General features: G+C 47.6%; 18 protein-coding genes. 12 read left to right on the forward strand and 6 right to left on the reverse strand.

The genetic code is table 11. The features are described from left to right. Positions 1–20 precede the first annotated feature (20 nt). Positions 21–365 carry a hypothetical protein gene (locus GC130_RS05275; RefSeq protein WP_151997227.1) on the reverse strand — a complete coding sequence of 115 codons (345 nt, stop codon included), beginning with the start codon at positions 363–365 and terminating at the stop codon, positions 21–23. 133 nt (positions 366–498) lie between these two features. Between GC130_RS05275 and GC130_RS05280 the strand changes: the two genes are divergently transcribed. From GC130_RS05280 to GC130_RS05290, 3 genes are all read left to right on the forward strand, one after another. Next, positions 499–1,263 (forward strand): SDR family NAD(P)-dependent oxidoreductase, encoded by a 765-nt coding sequence (locus tag GC130_RS05280; protein ID WP_151997228.1) that lies wholly within the window; start codon positions 499–501, stop codon positions 1,261–1,263. Positions 1,264–1,444: 181 nt separating this feature from the next. Further along, positions 1,445–2,239: a cupin domain-containing protein gene (locus tag GC130_RS05285; RefSeq protein ID WP_151997229.1), complete on the forward strand. Its 795-nt coding sequence runs from the start codon at positions 1,445–1,447 to the stop codon at positions 2,237–2,239. Between the two features lie 52 nt (positions 2,240–2,291). Further along, the gene (locus GC130_RS05290) at positions 2,292–2,642 is read left to right on the forward strand and encodes a cupin domain-containing protein (RefSeq protein WP_151997230.1); all 351 of its coding nucleotides are present in this window, start codon (positions 2,292–2,294) and stop codon (positions 2,640–2,642) included. A gap of 54 nt (positions 2,643–2,696) precedes the next feature. On the opposite strand, the gene GC130_RS05295 is transcribed toward GC130_RS05290, so the two are convergent. Together GC130_RS05295 and GC130_RS05300 are read right to left on the reverse strand one after the other, a co-directional pair. After that, the gene (locus GC130_RS05295) at positions 2,697–4,406 is read right to left on the reverse strand and encodes a M56 family metallopeptidase (protein WP_151997231.1); all 1,710 of its coding nucleotides are present in this window, start codon (positions 4,404–4,406) and stop codon (positions 2,697–2,699) included. Further along, positions 4,399–4,773: a BlaI/MecI/CopY family transcriptional regulator gene (locus GC130_RS05300; RefSeq protein ID WP_151997232.1), complete on the reverse strand. Its 375-nt coding sequence runs from the start codon at positions 4,771–4,773 to the stop codon at positions 4,399–4,401. The genes GC130_RS05295 and GC130_RS05300 overlap by 8 nt, the downstream gene beginning before the upstream one ends. Before the next feature lie 309 nt (positions 4,774–5,082). Between GC130_RS05300 and GC130_RS05305 the strand changes: the two genes are divergently transcribed. From GC130_RS05305 to GC130_RS05335, 7 genes are all read left to right on the forward strand, one after another. Next, positions 5,083–5,883: a copper resistance protein NlpE N-terminal domain-containing protein gene (locus GC130_RS05305; RefSeq protein ID WP_151997233.1), complete on the forward strand. Its 801-nt coding sequence runs from the start codon at positions 5,083–5,085 to the stop codon at positions 5,881–5,883. 24 nt (positions 5,884–5,907) lie between these two features. Next, entirely contained in the window at positions 5,908–6,873 is a 966-nt protein-coding gene (locus tag GC130_RS05310) for an NAD(P)-dependent alcohol dehydrogenase (protein ID WP_151997234.1), read from the forward strand. Continuing rightward, positions 6,870–7,841, forward strand: coding sequence for an NAD(P)-dependent alcohol dehydrogenase (locus GC130_RS05315; RefSeq protein WP_151997235.1), 972 nt, complete (start codon positions 6,870–6,872; stop codon positions 7,839–7,841). The genes GC130_RS05310 and GC130_RS05315 overlap by 4 nt, the downstream gene beginning before the upstream one ends. A 36-nt stretch (positions 7,842–7,877) precedes the next feature. Next, on the forward strand, positions 7,878–8,390 hold the full coding sequence (locus GC130_RS05320; protein ID WP_151997236.1) for a MepB family protein: 513 nt from the start codon (positions 7,878–7,880) through the stop codon (positions 8,388–8,390). 52 nt (positions 8,391–8,442) lie between these two features. After that, the gene (locus tag GC130_RS05325; RefSeq protein WP_193217771.1) at positions 8,443–8,940 is read left to right on the forward strand and encodes a GNAT family N-acetyltransferase; all 498 of its coding nucleotides are present in this window, start codon (positions 8,443–8,445) and stop codon (positions 8,938–8,940) included. A gap of 101 nt (positions 8,941–9,041) precedes the next feature. Further along, the gene (locus tag GC130_RS05330) at positions 9,042–9,614 is read left to right on the forward strand and encodes a pentapeptide repeat-containing protein (protein WP_151997238.1); all 573 of its coding nucleotides are present in this window, start codon (positions 9,042–9,044) and stop codon (positions 9,612–9,614) included. A 56-nt stretch (positions 9,615–9,670) separates the two neighbouring features. Further along, positions 9,671–10,774, forward strand: coding sequence for a serine hydrolase (locus tag GC130_RS05335; protein ID WP_151997239.1), 1,104 nt, complete (start codon positions 9,671–9,673; stop codon positions 10,772–10,774). A 15-nt stretch (positions 10,775–10,789) separates the two neighbouring features. On the opposite strand, the gene GC130_RS05340 is transcribed toward GC130_RS05335, so the two are convergent. Both GC130_RS05340 and GC130_RS05345 read right to left on the reverse strand, forming a co-directional pair. Next, a complete protein-coding gene (locus GC130_RS05340) occupies positions 10,790–13,399 on the reverse strand; it encodes an ABC transporter permease (protein WP_151997240.1) in 2,610 nt (869 codons plus the stop codon). Continuing rightward, positions 13,396–13,722: a PadR family transcriptional regulator gene (locus GC130_RS05345; RefSeq protein ID WP_151997241.1), complete on the reverse strand. Its 327-nt coding sequence runs from the start codon at positions 13,720–13,722 to the stop codon at positions 13,396–13,398. The genes GC130_RS05340 and GC130_RS05345 overlap by 4 nt, the downstream gene beginning before the upstream one ends. A 202-nt stretch (positions 13,723–13,924) precedes the next feature. On the opposite strand from GC130_RS05345, the gene GC130_RS05350 reads away from it, so the two are divergent. Both GC130_RS05350 and GC130_RS05355 read left to right on the forward strand, forming a co-directional pair. Continuing rightward, the gene (locus GC130_RS05350) at positions 13,925–14,107 is read left to right on the forward strand and encodes a hypothetical protein (protein ID WP_151997242.1); all 183 of its coding nucleotides are present in this window, start codon (positions 13,925–13,927) and stop codon (positions 14,105–14,107) included. Between the two features lie 47 nt (positions 14,108–14,154). Continuing rightward, on the forward strand, positions 14,155–14,514 hold the full coding sequence (locus GC130_RS05355; RefSeq protein WP_151997243.1) for a DUF4180 domain-containing protein: 360 nt from the start codon (positions 14,155–14,157) through the stop codon (positions 14,512–14,514). Between the two features lie 16 nt (positions 14,515–14,530). Here GC130_RS05355 and GC130_RS05360 read toward each other — a convergent pair whose 3' ends face one another. Then, positions 14,531–15,982: an amidohydrolase family protein gene (locus GC130_RS05360; RefSeq protein ID WP_193217772.1), complete on the reverse strand. Its 1,452-nt coding sequence runs from the start codon at positions 15,980–15,982 to the stop codon at positions 14,531–14,533. Between the last annotated feature and the right edge of the window lie 8 nt (positions 15,983–15,990).

A 15,990-nucleotide genomic window follows, 5' to 3' on the forward strand; every position in this document is an offset into this window, starting at 1 on the left:
GTGGGCAACTAAATGTTCTTTTATGAAAACTCGTGGGCGGGGTACAAAAGAGCGGCCACTTCGGTGATCCACCTTTTGTTATGATCAGAGGTTTGAGAAAAACTTACAAGCCGGAGTCCGAGCACTGTTGCCTCGTCGGCAGCCAGGCCTGCCTGTAGACCCGGGAACTTTGAAATGGGGAGCTTTACGAAACCAACACCTGTGCCTGACTCGAAAACTGAAACATAAGGCTGAAGGTAGTCGGCGTGGCCACTGGCAAGAAGTGCGTGCCCCGACGCTATGCTCGACTCATAAACGTTGGCACTGGCCCCTTGAGAAAAGGCCATGACAATGAGCAAAAACAAGGCTGCAACGCTTCTGTACATACTGTCAAATGACAACAGCAAAATTGATAATTAGTTAACGATTATTTTCAAGCGATGGCCATAAATATTTTCGTTTTCTTTGACTGATGCAGGGTACAAGTACCGCTTTCATTTATTCCCTATTTTTGGTCTTATGCAACTCAAAGGAAAAACAGCCATCGTCACGGGAGCCACCAGCGGCATGGGCCGGGCCATAGCACTAGCTTATGCAAAAGAAGGGGCAAATGTGGTAGCCAGTGGCAGAAACGAAACGGCTGGCCGGGCGCTGGTAGATGAAATTAACGGCCATGCGGGCAAAGCGATTTTCGTAAAAGGAGACGTGGCCGACCTGGCAGTCAATGAGGTGCTGGTAAAAAGTACCCTGTCGGAATTTGGACAACTAGATATAATCTGCACCAACGCCGGCGACCTGGGGCTCGGCAGGGTGACGGAGCTGCCCATCGAGTCATGGCAGCGAACGCTGGATGTGAACCTGAGTTCAGTCTTTTACCTGCTGAAATATGCGCTTCCTGAAATGATGAAGCAGCCGGGCGCTTCCGTGGTAGTGAATGCTTCCATTGCAGCATTTAAGTTCTTCCCCAATCATCCCGCTTATTGTGCTTCAAAAGCTGGGCTAGTGGCACTGGCCCGGCAGGTGGCTGTCGACTACAGTCCCAACGTACGAGTAAATATCATGTGCCCTGGCCCGGTGGACACACCTCTGATCCACGACTCAGCAAAAGCATTTCCCGACCCGGCCTCCGCAGTTGAAAATGCAGGCAAGGCAACCCTTTTACAGCGACTAGGTCAACCCAGCGACATCGCCAGCCTGGCTTTGTTTCTTGCGTCCGATGCTTCTTCATGGATGACCGGAACGGTGATTCCTATTGACGGCGGTGCGCTCACTGGAGCCAAATAGAAAGAAGAGAAGAAAAGATCCGTCGCTGAGCACGGAATCTCTGCCATATCACAGCGGAGCGGAGATATCTTCTACTTGAACCTAAGCCTCACCGTTTACAAAAAGACACCGAGGATGGTTTATTGAAGGCCTACAGTATCCAAAACGCTTATTTCTCAATTCTTATCCGTACCTTTTTAGGATGAAACCCCTGATAAAAACACTAATCTATTCAGCAGCGGCAGGCGTTTTCATTGCCAGCCTGACTACGCCTGCCTTCTCACAAGAAATCAAACTCGTCTCCAAAGTTTACACCTGGGACGAGCTGCCAGTAGAAACCAGCAAAAACGGTGAACGTCGACAAATTGCCGAAGGATCGACTGACCACCTAAAGTACCTGGAGCTTCACACCACGTCGGTGGGTGCTGGCATGGCTTTTCACGCTCCTCATACTCACGACGACGAGGAGCTGGTGATCATTAAGGAAGGCCAGGTAAATGTGACTGTGGGCAGCCAGAGCAAAGTGATGGGCCCGGGCAGCATCGCCCTGATACAGGCCGGAGAAGAGCATGGCATGGCCAACGCTGGCACCACGCCTGCCACCTACTACATCATGCGCTATCACGACAAAGAGGCACACGACATCGCCCGGGGGGAAACCAACGGCGGAACAATGCTGATCAGCTACAGCGACACCGAAGCCAAACCTACAGGAAAAGGAACCCGCCGTAACTATTTCGACCGACCTACGAGCGCTACCGAGAATTTCGAGATGCACGTGACCTCGCTGAACAAAGGAGAGGACAGCCATGCCCCACACACCCACTTTGTGGAAGAGATCATTGTGATCATGAAGGGCGATACGCAAATGCACATTGACGGGCAGTTGGTCGACGCACCCCAGGGCTCTCTTGTTTATCTAGGCTCAAACGTTCCTCACGCACTCAAGAACCTGACCGACGGAAGCTGCGAATATTTTGCGTTTCAGTGGAAGTAGGTAAAACCAGGTCATACCTTGCGGTATCAGTTTTTATCATCAAAAAAACGTAATGGAAGTAGTAAAACACAATACAGGATTCGAGCAAGTCGGATCAAATACCTCGTTACATAGAAAGGTGGTTCATCTCGACCAACTGATGGTGACCGTCATCGAATTCACCAACGGGCCCATGGCTGTGCCCGACCCGCCACACAAGCACCCACATGAGCAAATCTCGTATGTGGCTGCGGGCTCTTTGAAGCTATTCATTGAGGACAGGGAATACCTACTGAATGAGGGCGACGTGTTCAAAGTGGCCTCGAATCTCAATCACTGCATTCAAACCCTGACCGAAAAGGTGACGCTGGTGGATGGCTTCTCACCGATCCGGGAGGATTTTTTGCAAACCGTCTATATTTAAAAAAAGAGCCCTTTGAGAGCCCTTTTTCTTCACCTAAATCACCCAACCTTGAAGTTAACGTTCAGCTACTGAAATCGCTTTTGGGATGCCTTGGCGAACGGATTTGTATTCGTTTTTGCCGTATTCAAGATCATAAAAATCTTTACCAAACATTTGGTGTGACCTCTCCTGATAGATTTGATCGAATCCTCCCTGGATATACGCCAGGTTCACCATGTAGTCGCTGTAAGTATCGTCATCATTGCACTTTGCACTGACAACATAGTTGGACTTGCCCCTCCGCATTTGATCCATAACGAAATCATAAACCAGTTGCTGATTGGCTGCCCCTGCATTGTCACCCAATTGTATTTTTAGAATGTCTATGTCATGCTCAGCAGCGTATTGTTCGTCGATGGTTGGAGGGTATTTCCCGTCAGCCATTGGCCTCCCTTCTACAGGTGGCAGCAAAAGTGGCATCTCGAAGCTCTTGCCGGAAACTGTTTGGCCCATGTGAACAATCTTCCTGCGATCGGCCTTTCTCAGTTCCATTTGAACGTCTCTCACGAAACCCATGGGCTGATCCTTATCTACCCTCATAATGATCGCCCCATGATCGGATAGCTTTGCTCCAGAGATGACCGACGCAATGTCGCTCACTGTAGAAGCCTTACCATCAATGCTCAGTTTGTTGTCTGCAATGGTGAAATTAAGCACATCGGACCTATTGCCATCGAAGGTATATCCATTATCAAACAGCACCGGTAAATTTATTCCCGCTGTAAAGTCTGCGGAAGTTTCTGCTGAAAGGCCAGACTCGGCCACTGATTCATCCATTTTTGAATTGCACTGCACTACTATGGCGCTGAAAACTACTGCGCCCACCAAGGCCATGGCTACTCTTACCTTGCCTGACCATCCAGATTTTTGATTTGTCATCATGGTTATTCTTTTTTTGATAAATGATAAGTTGAAATTGTGTACCAACCCGAATGAGTTGTTGCTGATCAACTGCTTCAGAAGCAAAGTCTGGTACTCAACCAAGGAATAACCCGAAGTAATTATTTTCTTATCTGCTATGTATTCATGTGTAGTTTTTAGGGATTTAATCAGCTGCCAAATCACCGGATTGAACCAGAGAAAGGCTGCCAAAAGTTGAACAATAAGTAAGTCGACCGAATGCCGTTGGTCAATATGCGTTTTTTCATGCGCCAGGATCTGATGAAACTCCGATGAGTCCACCCGCGAGTCGGGCACAAACACATAATTGAGAAACGAAAATGGCGAAATAGGCTGCGGAAGCTTGACGACCTTCATCCCACCCAGGTTCTCGTGTGGATGGTGTGCGATCACTTTCCAGATCCAGCGAAGCGACCAGAACGTTCTCGACAAACAGACCACCACCCCTATGGCATACAAGAGCAGGATTCCGCCAATCGCCAGGCGAAGCCAGTCTACGCCAGCGCCTGCCACCACGCCAGGCTCGGCTGCAGTTTGCGTTGAGCCCACAGCGCTGCCTGCTTCAAACTCCCAGGCTGCCATGGTCTCGTAGTACGACATCCTGGCCTTGCTGATTTCAGCAATGGGCCGCTCAAGTGCCGCCACTTCCGTCGGGCTGATATCAAAACTCACCAATGGGAAAAGCAGAGAAAACGCTAAAATCCCTAACAGAAAGAAGCGATTGAGACTGAAAAAAGTCTCTTTGCTCAACACCAAAACATACAGCAGGTAGAAGAATGCCAACAAAGCACTCGACTCCAATAGATACATGATGAGCTTAGCCATTTTTCTTCTTTTTTAAGTCTTTCAGCATTTTCATTGCTTCATCCAGCTCCTTTTCGTCCAGCTTTTTGCTTTCGGAGAAAAAGTTGACCACCTGGCTCAGGGAATTGTCGTAATAATCCTTCACCAGCCTCGACAGCTGCCCCTTACTATAAATGTCTTTAGAAATCAGAGGGTGGTACTGGTGCGAATTACCGTAAGCCGTAAAGCCTACAATCTCCTTTTGCACCAGCACTCTCACAATCGTAGAAACCGAATTGTAAGGAGGCTTAGGGTCGGGATACTGATCAAGGATATCCTTGATAAAACCTTTTTCAATATCCCAGAGGATCATCATGATCTTCTCTTCTGCCTTAGTTAAAGTGACCATTGCTTTGAGTTTTGTTAATCAGCAAGACAAGCTTACAACTTAATATTAAGTTTGTCAACTTATTTTTAAGTTATTCTATTTAAAGATACGTTCAACGGCTCAGGGTGTAATTATCAGCAATTGAAAAGTACTGATTAACTGTACATTGCGGTATCGGAGTTGTGATCTCGTTTGTGGCATAATGTTGGCTAACAGTAGTGGGTTTAATAAATTTATCATGCATCAGCGTCTAATGAGTGAATCGGCCACGGAGGTTCGCATCATTCATTCGAGCGAACTGATGACAGGAAACAACCAAACAATTGCCGTATGACTAAGAGAAGTATGATCGGCATTATGCTGAGTGTGGCTCTTGCAGGGTGTGTCACAGAACAGAAGGCACAAAAAACAACCCAGACCGTTTTACCGACTAGCTCCGACAATAGTCAAACATCACTTGACTGGCCGGGCACCTACCGGGGCATTCTCCCCTGTGGAGATTGTGAAGGAATCAAGACCGCACTGACGCTAAACGAAAGCGGGAGCTACGAACTATCGACTATGTATGAGGGCAAGTCTGAAGAAGTCTTTACAGAGAAAGGATCCTTTGCCTGGAACAACACCGGCAGCGCTGTTACATTGACAAGTCAAGGCGGCAAATCGACGGTGAGCAAATATCAGGTAGGCGAGAACCAATTATTCAAACTTGACAAAGATGGGAAATGGATCCAGGGAGACCTGGCCAGCAGGTACATTTTAAAAAAATCCGATTTTGATCAGCAGATAGCAGAAAAGTATTGGAAACTCATCGAGCTGCGAGGACAAAAGGTAACGATGAGTAAGGATCAGCCAAAGGAACAGCACTTTGTTTTACATACAGCCGACGATAGGATTTCAGGCTATGGCGGATGCAACAGCTTCAACGGCTCCTACACCCTTTCGGAAATTGAACGAATCAACTTTTCTCCCTTGGCAGCCACCAGAATGGCTTGTCGTAATGACAACAATGAAAATGCTTTTCTATCGGTGTTCGAGGAGGCGGATAATTACTCGATTAGAAACGATACATTGCTGTTAAACAAAGCCAGAATGGCACCGCTCGCCAAATTTGTAGCAGTCTATTTCAAATAACTATACCAACTGAACCACAGCCACATGAAAGCAGTCGCCTGGACCAACTATGGCCCACCTGAACTACTAAAGTTGACGGAACGTGACAAGCCCACTGCCAAAGACAACGAAGTGCTGATAAAAGTGATGGCAGCAACGGTTAACCGAACCGACTGCGCCATGCTCAGGGCCAAGCCATTCATTATGAGGTTTGTCACAGGTTTACTTAAGCCGGGCAAGCCGAGCACGGGCACCGATTTGGCGGGCGAAGTGGTAGCGGTAGGTAAGGCAGTAGAATCATTCCAGCCAGGCGACAGGGTGTTTGCCTTTGAAGACATGGGGCTCAACTCACATGCCGAATACACAACTTTTCCGGCAGACAAGGCTATTTGCACCATTCCTGACAACTTTAGCTTCGCAGATGCCGCAGCATGCATTGAAGGCGCCCATTATGCCTATTATTTTCTTGACAAAGTCAATTTGCAGGCCGGCCAGAAGGTGCTGGTGAATGGGGCCACCGGAGCCATAGGGTCGGCGACGGTGCAGTTGTGCAAATACCACGGAGCCGTGGTCACGGCAGTTTGCCAGGGCAAAGACTTTGACCTGGTCAGGAACCTTGGCGCTGACGAGCTGATCGACTACACCAGAGTAGATTTTACAAAAATCGATCAGCAGTTTGACTACATTTTTGACGCCGTAGGCAAGAGCTCTTTTGGAAAATGCAAGCGCCTGTTGAAACCCGGTGGCGTCTATATGTCTTCGGAACTTGGCCGCAACGGTGAAAATATTTTCTATTCGATTCTCACGTCGCTCTTTGGCAAAAAGAAAGTGAAGTTTCCCATTCCTTTAGATAAAAAGAAGAGTCTGCTATTTATCAGGCAAATGATGGAGGAAGGGAAATTGAAACCTGTCATTGACAGACAATACAAACTGGAACAGCTAATTGAAGCTTTTGCATACGTGGAAACTGGCCAGAAAACAGGCAATGTTATTTTACTTCCCTCAGCATGAAAGCCATCATTTATACCCAATACGGTTCTCCGGATGTCCTCAGGCTGGCAGAGGTAAAACGGCCAGTTCCTGCCGATGACGAGGTGCTCGTAAAAGTGCATGCGGCATCTCTCAATTCATGGGACTGGGACAGGCTCACAGGCAAGCCACGCATCTACCGGTTGCTAAGCGGCATGGGCAAGCCAACACTCCCCATCCTTGGTGCTGATGCGGCGGGCGTGGTAGTGGAAACTGGGGTCAAAGCCACAAAGTTCAAGCCTGGCGATGAGGTCTTTGGCGACTTGTCGGCCGGTAAATGGGGAGGCTTTGCTGAGTACATCTGCGCAAAAGAAACAGAACTGACGATCAAGCCGACTTCCATGACATTTGAAGAAGCCGCTGCCATTCCTCAAGCCGGCGGCATGGCGCTCCAGGCCCTGACGGAAAAAAGAAAAATAAACGCTGGCGATAGTGTCCTCATCAATGGCGCCGGTGGTGGAGTGGGCACCTTTGCCATCCAAATTGCTGCAAGCCTGGGTGCAAACATCACAGCAGTTGATTTGTCAGAAAAACACGCCATGCTGCAGTCGCTGGGCGCAAGCCAAGTGATCGATCACACCAAAGAAGACTTCACCAAACAAGGAAAGCAATATGATTTGATCATCGACGTAATAGCTACCCGGTCAATATCGGATTACAAAAGAGCACTAAAACCAGGCGGGGTATATACTATGATTGGAGGCCACTTGGGCAGCATTTTGCAAGTGGGCTTACTGGGAGGCCTTGTGTCAACAAAAGAAAAACGATTAAGTCTTCTTATACAACAACCAAATAAGCCCCTGGGTGCTTTCATCACATTATTTGAGGAAGGGAAAGTCAAACCGGTCATCGACAAGGTGTACCCTTTGGAGAAAGCTCCGGAAGCGTTTCAAAGGCTTGGTGACGGCAAAGTCAGGGGAAAGCTGGTGATTAGCAATCAAAGCGCTTAGGCCATTAAACAAAAACTACTCTATTACCGCAGACAAGTGAACGACACCAATTCTTTTTTATACGTCAAAAAGCGAGTGTACGACGAATGTGCCCTGCACTTTTCAAGCCTGCAAATGGGAGAAGAAAGCAGGGAGTATGGCGCTTGCACATTCAGAGTCAATTCCTTTCTGGTGATTGGTAGAGATGGCAAGCAAACACCAAAAAAATCTGGCCAGTTTGTTACCATTTGGAAGAGAGTCGACAGCGGCCCTACGCAGCCATTTGCTGCGACCGATCCCTTTGACTTTTTTGTGATCAACTCAAGAAAAGGAGATCACTTTGGGCAATTTGTATTTCCGAAAGCAGCACTAATAAAGCATCGGATTATCTCTCAGCCTTCGGTAAGGGGAAAACTCGGCATGCGTGTCTATCCTCCATGGGAAGTGGCAGAGAGCAAGGAGGCAATGAAAACGCAGGACTGGCAACTGAAGTTTTTTCTTCATATCCCAGAGCGAGGCGAGGTCGACCTTCAACGAGCGAAGTTGCTCTATGCTGAACCCATTCACTAAAGTCAAAGCAATGCTCGATCAGAAAACAACTTTAGAGTTGAATCAGGAAGATATGCCACGAATTCAACTTTCTCCCTTAGACGCAACCCATGCACCATTCGTTATTGAACTGGTTAACTCGCCCGGCTGGCTGGAATTTATTGGCGAGAGAAACGTCAGGAGCCTTGAAGAGGCATACGCCTACATCCGCAAGATTGAAAGCAACCCTGCTGTTGACTACTGGGTTATTCAACTGAAAGCTTCCAAAGAGCCTGTCGGCGTCGTTACGCTTATACGGCGTGACTACTTAAAATCTCCTGACATTGGGTTTGCCTTGCTTCCTGCGTTCGAAAAGCAAGGCTATGCGTTTGAGGCAGCCTCTCTCTTTCTGAAGGACTTCATCAGCGCTTCACCTGACAAAAAAATTCATGCTATTATCTTGAAGCACAATCGGCCATCAATTCAACTCATCCAAAAGCTGGGCTTTGTGTTCGACGATGAAATTGAGGTGAATGGCGAGCAGCTTTCGCTGTATTCAAAAAAAATGACCCAGCAGGGGCCAAAAAATTGATTTTTTTTCGAGCAAAGTCTGGCGGCCCTTTTTAAGTTCGTGGGGTGAAAGTAGCCAGCACAACATGGGGCAAGCTACGGGTGATTTAAGCGCAAAGAATTATGTCGAACGGGTTTGTCGAAGACCAGCATTTCAAAGGAGTCAACTTTTCGGAAGAGCCGCTAACAGGTAGCGACTACGAGGGCTGCCGCTTTTCCAACTGCCTTTTTGCTGGCGTCAATCTCTCGCACATCAATTTTATGGAATGCGTATTTGAGAATTGCGACCTGAGCATGGCAAAGCTAGGTAATACATCATTCAAAGATGCCACATTCAAAGGCTGTAAACTTCTGGGCCTTCATTTCGAAGACGTGAATCCTTTTCTGTTAGCGCTGAGTTTTACTGATTGTCAGCTTAACCTTTCTTCGTTCTTTAACCTGAATTTAAAGAAAACAAGGTTTGCCAATTGCGGCATGAAAGAAGTTGATTTTAGCGGTGCAGATCTGTCACTGGCCGTGTTCGACAACTGCGACCTGCTTGGGGCTGTATTTGGCAACACAATGCTTGAGAAAGCAGACTTCAGGACTGCTTTCAATTTTTCTTTGGATCCTGAAGTTAACAAGATCAAGAAGGCGAAATTTTCCGTATCGGGTTTACCTGGCCTGCTCGGTAAATACAATATTGACATAGAGTAGTTTATAACGATAGGCCTTCGAAAGGAGTCCTGTCCTCGCCAACTAACTATTATCCAATGAGAAAAAACCTGCTTATTTCCGTCGGATTACTGCTCATCGCTCATTTTGCGGTTGGACAAAAGGTGTATCAGTATTCAGTCCCGCCCGGGTCGGCGGACGGGTGGGAAACCAAAAACCTATTGGCAGAGGTTGGCGACACTACACTTCTGTTCAGTTTCTTTAATAAGATGATCAACGAGGATCATCAGGTGCACAGCATACTACTGGTGAAAGATGGAAAGCTGGCCCTGGAAGAATACTTTGGAGAATATAGCAGAGATCAAAGGCACGACCTGCGCTCAGCTACAAAAAGCATTCGCTCACTTTTGGTTGGTATTGCCATCGACAAAGGCTTCATCGAAAGTGTTGACGATCCTATTTTCAAGTACCTGAAAAGTCTGGAGCCACGAAAAAACATTGATCCCAGAAAAGAACAAATTACCATCCGCCACCTCCTCACCATGAGCACTGGTCTCGACTGCAACGATTGGGACAAAGCCTCGAAAGGGCAGGAGGATAGGGTGTACAAACAAAAGGACTGGTTACAATACACCCTTGATTTGCCTATGGTGCGAGATCCCGGTGATTCGGCTCTCTATTGTAGCATGGGTGTTGTATTGGCGGCGGAGGTAGTGAGTCAGGCCTCGGGCATGTCTATCGACGCATTCGCTGAAAAGTATTTGTTTGCTCCTATGGGCATCGAAAACGTGCAGTGGGGCCACACGACCACTGGTCGGGATATTATTCCATCTGGCAAGCGGCTGTACATGACTTCCCGTGATTTTGCCAAAATCGGGCAGCTGGTCATGAACCATGGTACCTGGGGCAATGAGCAAATAGTATCGGCCGACTGGATACAACAAGCGACAGAAAGGCAAACCAACCTTGCCGGTTTAGACTACGGTTTTCTGTGGTGGAGCATTCCGTTCCAAATAGGCGACGAGCTGAAAAAAGAAACCGTCGCAACTGGAAATGGCGGGCAATACCTCATGTTGTTCCCCGAAGCAAATTTGGTTGCCGTATTTACTGGCGGTGCCTACAATTCAGAAGAGGACAAGTTTCCATTTGCGATTATGAATAGAGTATTGCTGCCACTTTTTATCCAGCCAAGCCACAAGTAAGATGTAGAATTGTCCCTAGTCTTCCTTTAAATATTTAACCGGATTAGCTGATGCAGCCCTGATGGCCTGGTAACTCACCGTCAGTAAAACCAAAGTTGTTATCACCCCTGCTGTAAGCAAAAACACAGTCCACGAAATATCAATTCTATAATGGAATAGATCGAGCCAGTCACGAAGGAAAATATAAGCCAAAGGCAAGCCGATCATAAGGCCGCCAGCAATCCAGGCAGAAAAATCCCGTACGATCAACAGCACGATATTGGACATTTCTGCACCAATTACTTTGCGGATGCTGATCTCCCGACGTTTTCGTTCTATCACAAAAATGGTCAGGCCGTAAAGCCCAAGCACGGCAATAAGTATGGAGATAATGGTGAACAATCCGACGAGCCTGAGAAACCGCTGTTCTGAAGTATAGAGCTCAGCCATGCTGTCGTCGAGAAAATTATAGGTAAATGAATTCGTGGCGCCGAGTGTGCCCCATTGCTCTTCCAGCACTGACAAGTGGTTCGAGATGTCTGCCATCTCCATTTTGCAGACAATATATCGGTGCACCGGATTTTCAGCAGTACGGTGAAAAATAAGCGTCGGTTTGATCTCTTCCCGCATCGATTCGTAATGAAAGTCCTCCACAACACCTACCACATTCAGTCGGTTCTCACCAATCAAGATAACATTTCCCTCTGCCTTATCGAAGCCGAAAGCCTTTGCTGCTGCCTCATTGAGGATCACGGATCCCCGCTGGTCACCTTCCGAGTCTGGAAGGAAATTGCGGCCGTTCTTGAGCTTTATGCCCATTGTTTCAAGATAGTTGGCATCCACATAGGACATCCCCATCCGCAGCGGGTCTCCTTCCCATCCCTCGGGCCTCACAAAGGTGAAGCCAGCCACCCAGTTAGAGGGGATGGAATAGGACAAACTGGCGGATTTCACAAAGGATTGCGCCTTCACCTCATCTCTGAACGTCTTCAGGCGTCGGCTGGCTTCTTCTCTATCGGTGAAGTCCCTGCGAGAGGCATTAATAATCACCACAGCGTCCTTCTCAAATCCCATCTTGGCCGACTGCATATAGACCAGCTGGTTGCGAACAATAAGGGCGCCCGTTACCATAAATACGGCCAGCGAAAATTGCACAACAACCAGCCCGTTTCTCACCTGTCTGCCGCCTTTCGTCTTGAAAACACCCCTGATTACCTCCAGGATATTGATTTTCGATAGAAAAAAGGCAGGGTAACTTCCACTCATCAATCCCAGCAAAAGGATAAATGCCGCTACAAACCCAACACTCAACACTGGCGGCCCAATTTGTGAAAAGGCGATTTCGATATCAAAAAAGTCGTTGATCAATGGCATGCACAAGGCAACAATACCAATCCCCGCTAGTGTGGCAAAAAAGCTCAAAACGAGAGCTTCCACTAGAAACTGCCCCCTCAGCTGTCCACTGAAAGCTCCCAGCACCTTTCTTAATCCTATTTCCTTCGCCCGGTGCACCGAATGCGCTGTAGAAAGATTCATGAAGTTGATGGCTGCCATCAACAGGATGCCAAGAGCAATGAAGACAAGTATTTTCGCATCCTGCTGGCTTCCCAAAAACGTGTTATAATACTCATTGAAAGGCAGGAGCTTGAAATTTGTCCTGCCAGCAATTTCTTTGTCCCAGATTTTTTCAACGAAAGCTGGAAAGGCATCCAGTAGCGCATATTGAGAGGCAGGGTCGTCCAGCATCACATAGTTATCGATAAAGCTTCCTCCCCATAAGTTTTTTACATCTTCGTAAAACGGAAGGCTTTCAAACGCAACAATCATATCAGGTTCGAGCGAAGAGTTATCGGGCCAGTCCTTCAAAACAGCCGTTACTTCGTAGCGAATGGTGCTGTCTTCTCCTGGGTAGTAAACACTCAGCTCCCGCCCCACTGCCTGCTGACTGCCAAAGTATTTTTCGGCATATTGATTGGAAATAACAAGGGCATTGGGGCTCGAAAAAGGGTTGGTTGAATTTCCTCTCGCCACTTCAAACGAGAACATTTGCAGAAACTCAGGGTCAGCAAAAGTGACTTCTTCCTCGATATACGCCTCGTCTTTTTTCACTTTTCCAGTCATTCCATACCTTCTCGTGCTGGCCACCACCTGAGGGTACTCCCCTTTGATCATCGACTTCATAGGTACCCAGGTGTCGTAGGTTGGCTGAATTCCATTGGGAGTAATGCGCTCTTTGTAAAGCATAAAAATACGGTCCTCGTTGGTATGGAAATCGTCAAAAGTGAGAACCTGCCATGCGTACATAAAAATCATGAGGGATGCTGCCACACCGACGGACAGGCCGAGGATATTAATGACGGAATAAGCCTTTCGCTTGTATAGGTTTCTGAAGGCGATTTTGAGATAGCTACCGAGCATCATGGTATTGAAGTTAAAGTGATAAAAAGGTTTGAGGTGAGTGAAGCGCAAGGAAAGCAGCGCTTCAAAGACAAACTTGAAAGCCGCCTTGCGACGACCCTTCTCCTCCATGCGCCAATAGTAGGCCTCATTCAGGTCGCCCAGCACCTCATCAACGTAGTCGGGCCGACAGGCCCATTGCAGCAGTCGTTCAGCCCAGCGTGGTGGATGTGACAACTGCTTTCTCACAATGGCGAAAAGTTAAGTTTAGGAACAAGCCCCCACATGCGGGTGCGGTTGTCCTGCAGCGACTTGGCTACCTGAAAGCCCCTGCTTGACGCTTTGTACATTCGCTTGCTCCGGCCACCCCTTTCCGCAGTTGCCTCACCCATATACGACGACACCAGCCCTTTGCTCTCCAGCCGCTTCAGCACCACATGAATAGCCGGAAGCGAGATAGATTGACCCAATTGCTTTTCATACTCCTGAGCAATGTCGACCCCGTAAGTTTCCTGCTTCATCAGGAGCAGAATAAGGATCATTTCTTCAAGCACACCGAGCTGTAAGTTCATTAGATTAATATTTGTTTAAGTAACGAATACGAATATAATTAATATTTGTTTAACTAATTACTCTTGTGTTCCTCAAAAACGCTCAGAAGATTACTGGCTTACTAATGCATTTAATCATCTCTTCCAGGCCTAACTCACTGACTTTCATCATTGAGCGGTGAAATTAATCTCCCGAAATTGGCTACTGTTAAACACAAAAACTATGAAAGAATCAATGCAACGAAATGCGCCCAACGGAGCTGTCTACGGTCTCGGATTTATCGGTGCAGTCATTTACTACATCTCCAACGCTACAGGCTTCTGGATGGGAGTAGTCGGATTTCTGAAAGCGATGGTGTGGCCCGGCTTTTTGGTGTACGAAGCGCTGAAAGCATTGGGCGCCTGAGGAAATAAGGGACATTGCTATATTGCAACTTCATATTTAATGAAGGAATGGATATTGTAATTAGCCAACACAACGGGGTCGACATAGCGGAAGTGATTTCCGATGAACTGACCATAAAGGATGCACAAGACGCTCTTGACGTAATGGCTAACTGTTCTTACCAGGGAGCCGACAGTATTATTTGGCATGAGAAAAATATCGCTTCTGACTTTTTTGACCTGAAAACAGGCATGGCCGGTGAGGTGCTGCAAAAATTTTCCAACTACAGGGCAAGGCTAGCCATTGTGGGTGACTTCTCTAAATACGAAAGCAAGGCGTTGAAAGCCTTTATTCTTGAAAGCAACAGGCAGGGACGGATCAGCTTCGTCGGTTCGGTGGACGAAGCGAAAGGGAAATTGAGCAAATAGCTAAAACAGTCAAAGTCTATTCTGTTTTTCTCCCTTTGTCGAGCTCCTCTTTGATTACCTGCACCCGCTGAAGCAGTTCGTCCAGCTTCTGTCTGCTCAGGTATTCACCATCATTCACCACAGCAAAAATATCCTGTGTGGCACTGATATCATCCAGGGGATTGCTGTTAAGGATTACCAGGTCAGCCTCCATGCCAGGAACAATGCCAGCCAGTTTGTCTTGGACGCTGAAAAACTTTGCTCCATTAACGGTGGCAGTTTGCAAAATCGTGAGTGGGTCAAGTCCAGCTTCCTGAAACAATACCAACTCTTCGTGAAGTGCCTGGGCCGGGTACACGAAAGTGTTGAGTGCGGCGGCATCGCTGCCTGCTAGTAAAGTGACTCCAGCTTTGTGCAGGTAAGGCAATTGCTCCAAAATGAGCTGGTAGCGGTCTTTTCTTCCCTGTTTCTGCTCAGGAGTTTCGTCAGCCATTCTGTCGATTCTCCATTGATATTTCGAGGTAAACCTGTCCGTCAGATACTTCAGATAGGCATCGCTTTGATGGTTATTTTCATCAAGATAGGCAAGTTGCTTTCCTCCAATAAGTGTCGGAGTAACTGCCACACCCCGTTCGGCCAGCATTTTGTACCGGACAAAGGCGCTATCCTGATCAAAAGAGCTATTGTACACCTGCCCAGCCTCACTCCTCGCCAGCTTCCCTGACCTGATGCTGTCCACAATGGCACTATCATCGCTACCAAGCCTCAGCATGTAGCTGGCGTGCTCTATGGCAGAAAATCCGGCTGCCGCAAGTTCCTCTACTGACAGGTCATAAGGGACATGTCCCGTGACTTTGTAGCCACGCTTTCTGGCTTCCTTTACACTTGTCAAAAACAGATCACCGGGCAGAGTGTTTTCAGTTATTTTCACAAAGTCGACGTTGTATTCATCAAGCTTGTCGAGCATTTGCTCCAACTCCTCTTCATTGGCTATTTCGAGGTCGCCTTTCCAGATCGAATTGATCCCTTCCAGCTTGCTTCCGGCCGTGAAGATCTGAGGCCCAAAAAGCTGATCATTGTTGATGGAATCCCTCCAGGCAAGCACCAGCTCTCCCAGGTCGCTGGCGCAATCCCGCACAGTTGTAATTCCATAAGCAACATACAACGGCAATAACGCTCTGTTATCCTCCACAAGGTCTTCGCCTTCAATGTGCACATGCATATCCCAAAGGCCGGGGATGACATACCTGCCCCCGGCATCAAAAACATCTTCCTTTCCTACCAAAGCCGACAACTCACTGCCATCTCCAATACTTACAATTCTTCCACTGTCGATCAAAATGGCTTTCTCCTTGTGTACATTGCCTGAAGTGGCATCAATCACATTGGCATTGAGAATCAATATGGCCGTGTCGGACACACCCGGCCCCGTCGGTTGGCACGCCCCAAGTGCAACAACTGCCAGCAGAAAAAGGAAAGAATTTTTCATTTCGTATG

Origin of the sequence: Imperialibacter sp. EC-SDR9, assembly GCF_902498805.1 — a bacterium.
Taxonomy (GTDB): domain Bacteria; phylum Bacteroidota; class Bacteroidia; order Cytophagales; family Cyclobacteriaceae; genus Imperialibacter.

Excerpts from the sequence above, each read along its gene's own strand:
- GC130_RS05310 (WP_151997234.1), top strand. The coding sequence starts at position 5,908 with ATGAAAGCAGTCGCCTGGACCAACTATGGCCCACCTGAACTACTAAAG.
- GC130_RS05300 (WP_151997232.1), bottom strand. The coding sequence starts at position 4,773 with ATGGTCACTTTAACTAAGGCAGAAGAGAAGATCATGATGATCCTCTGG.
- GC130_RS05315 (WP_151997235.1), top strand. The coding sequence starts at position 6,870 with ATGAAAGCCATCATTTATACCCAATACGGTTCTCCGGATGTCCTCAGG.
- GC130_RS05335 (WP_151997239.1), top strand. The coding sequence starts at position 9,671 with ATGAGAAAAAACCTGCTTATTTCCGTCGGATTACTGCTCATCGCTCAT.
- GC130_RS05275 (WP_151997227.1), bottom strand. The coding sequence starts at position 365 with ATGTACAGAAGCGTTGCAGCCTTGTTTTTGCTCATTGTCATGGCCTTT.
- GC130_RS05285 (WP_151997229.1), top strand. The coding sequence starts at position 1,445 with ATGAAACCCCTGATAAAAACACTAATCTATTCAGCAGCGGCAGGCGTT.
- GC130_RS05325 (WP_193217771.1), top strand. The coding sequence starts at position 8,443 with ATGCCACGAATTCAACTTTCTCCCTTAGACGCAACCCATGCACCATTC.
- GC130_RS05295 (WP_151997231.1), bottom strand. The coding sequence starts at position 4,406 with ATGGCTAAGCTCATCATGTATCTATTGGAGTCGAGTGCTTTGTTGGCA.
- GC130_RS05350 (WP_151997242.1), top strand. The coding sequence starts at position 13,925 with ATGAAAGAATCAATGCAACGAAATGCGCCCAACGGAGCTGTCTACGGT.
- GC130_RS05280 (WP_151997228.1), top strand. The coding sequence starts at position 499 with ATGCAACTCAAAGGAAAAACAGCCATCGTCACGGGAGCCACCAGCGGC.
- GC130_RS05305 (WP_151997233.1), top strand. The coding sequence starts at position 5,083 with ATGACTAAGAGAAGTATGATCGGCATTATGCTGAGTGTGGCTCTTGCA.
- GC130_RS05290 (WP_151997230.1), top strand. The coding sequence starts at position 2,292 with ATGGAAGTAGTAAAACACAATACAGGATTCGAGCAAGTCGGATCAAAT.
- GC130_RS05330 (WP_151997238.1), top strand. The coding sequence starts at position 9,042 with ATGTCGAACGGGTTTGTCGAAGACCAGCATTTCAAAGGAGTCAACTTT.
- GC130_RS05360 (WP_193217772.1), bottom strand. The coding sequence starts at position 15,982 with ATGAAAAATTCTTTCCTTTTTCTGCTGGCAGTTGTTGCACTTGGGGCG.
- GC130_RS05345 (WP_151997241.1), bottom strand. The coding sequence starts at position 13,722 with ATGAACTTACAGCTCGGTGTGCTTGAAGAAATGATCCTTATTCTGCTC.
- GC130_RS05355 (WP_151997243.1), top strand. The coding sequence starts at position 14,155 with ATGGATATTGTAATTAGCCAACACAACGGGGTCGACATAGCGGAAGTG.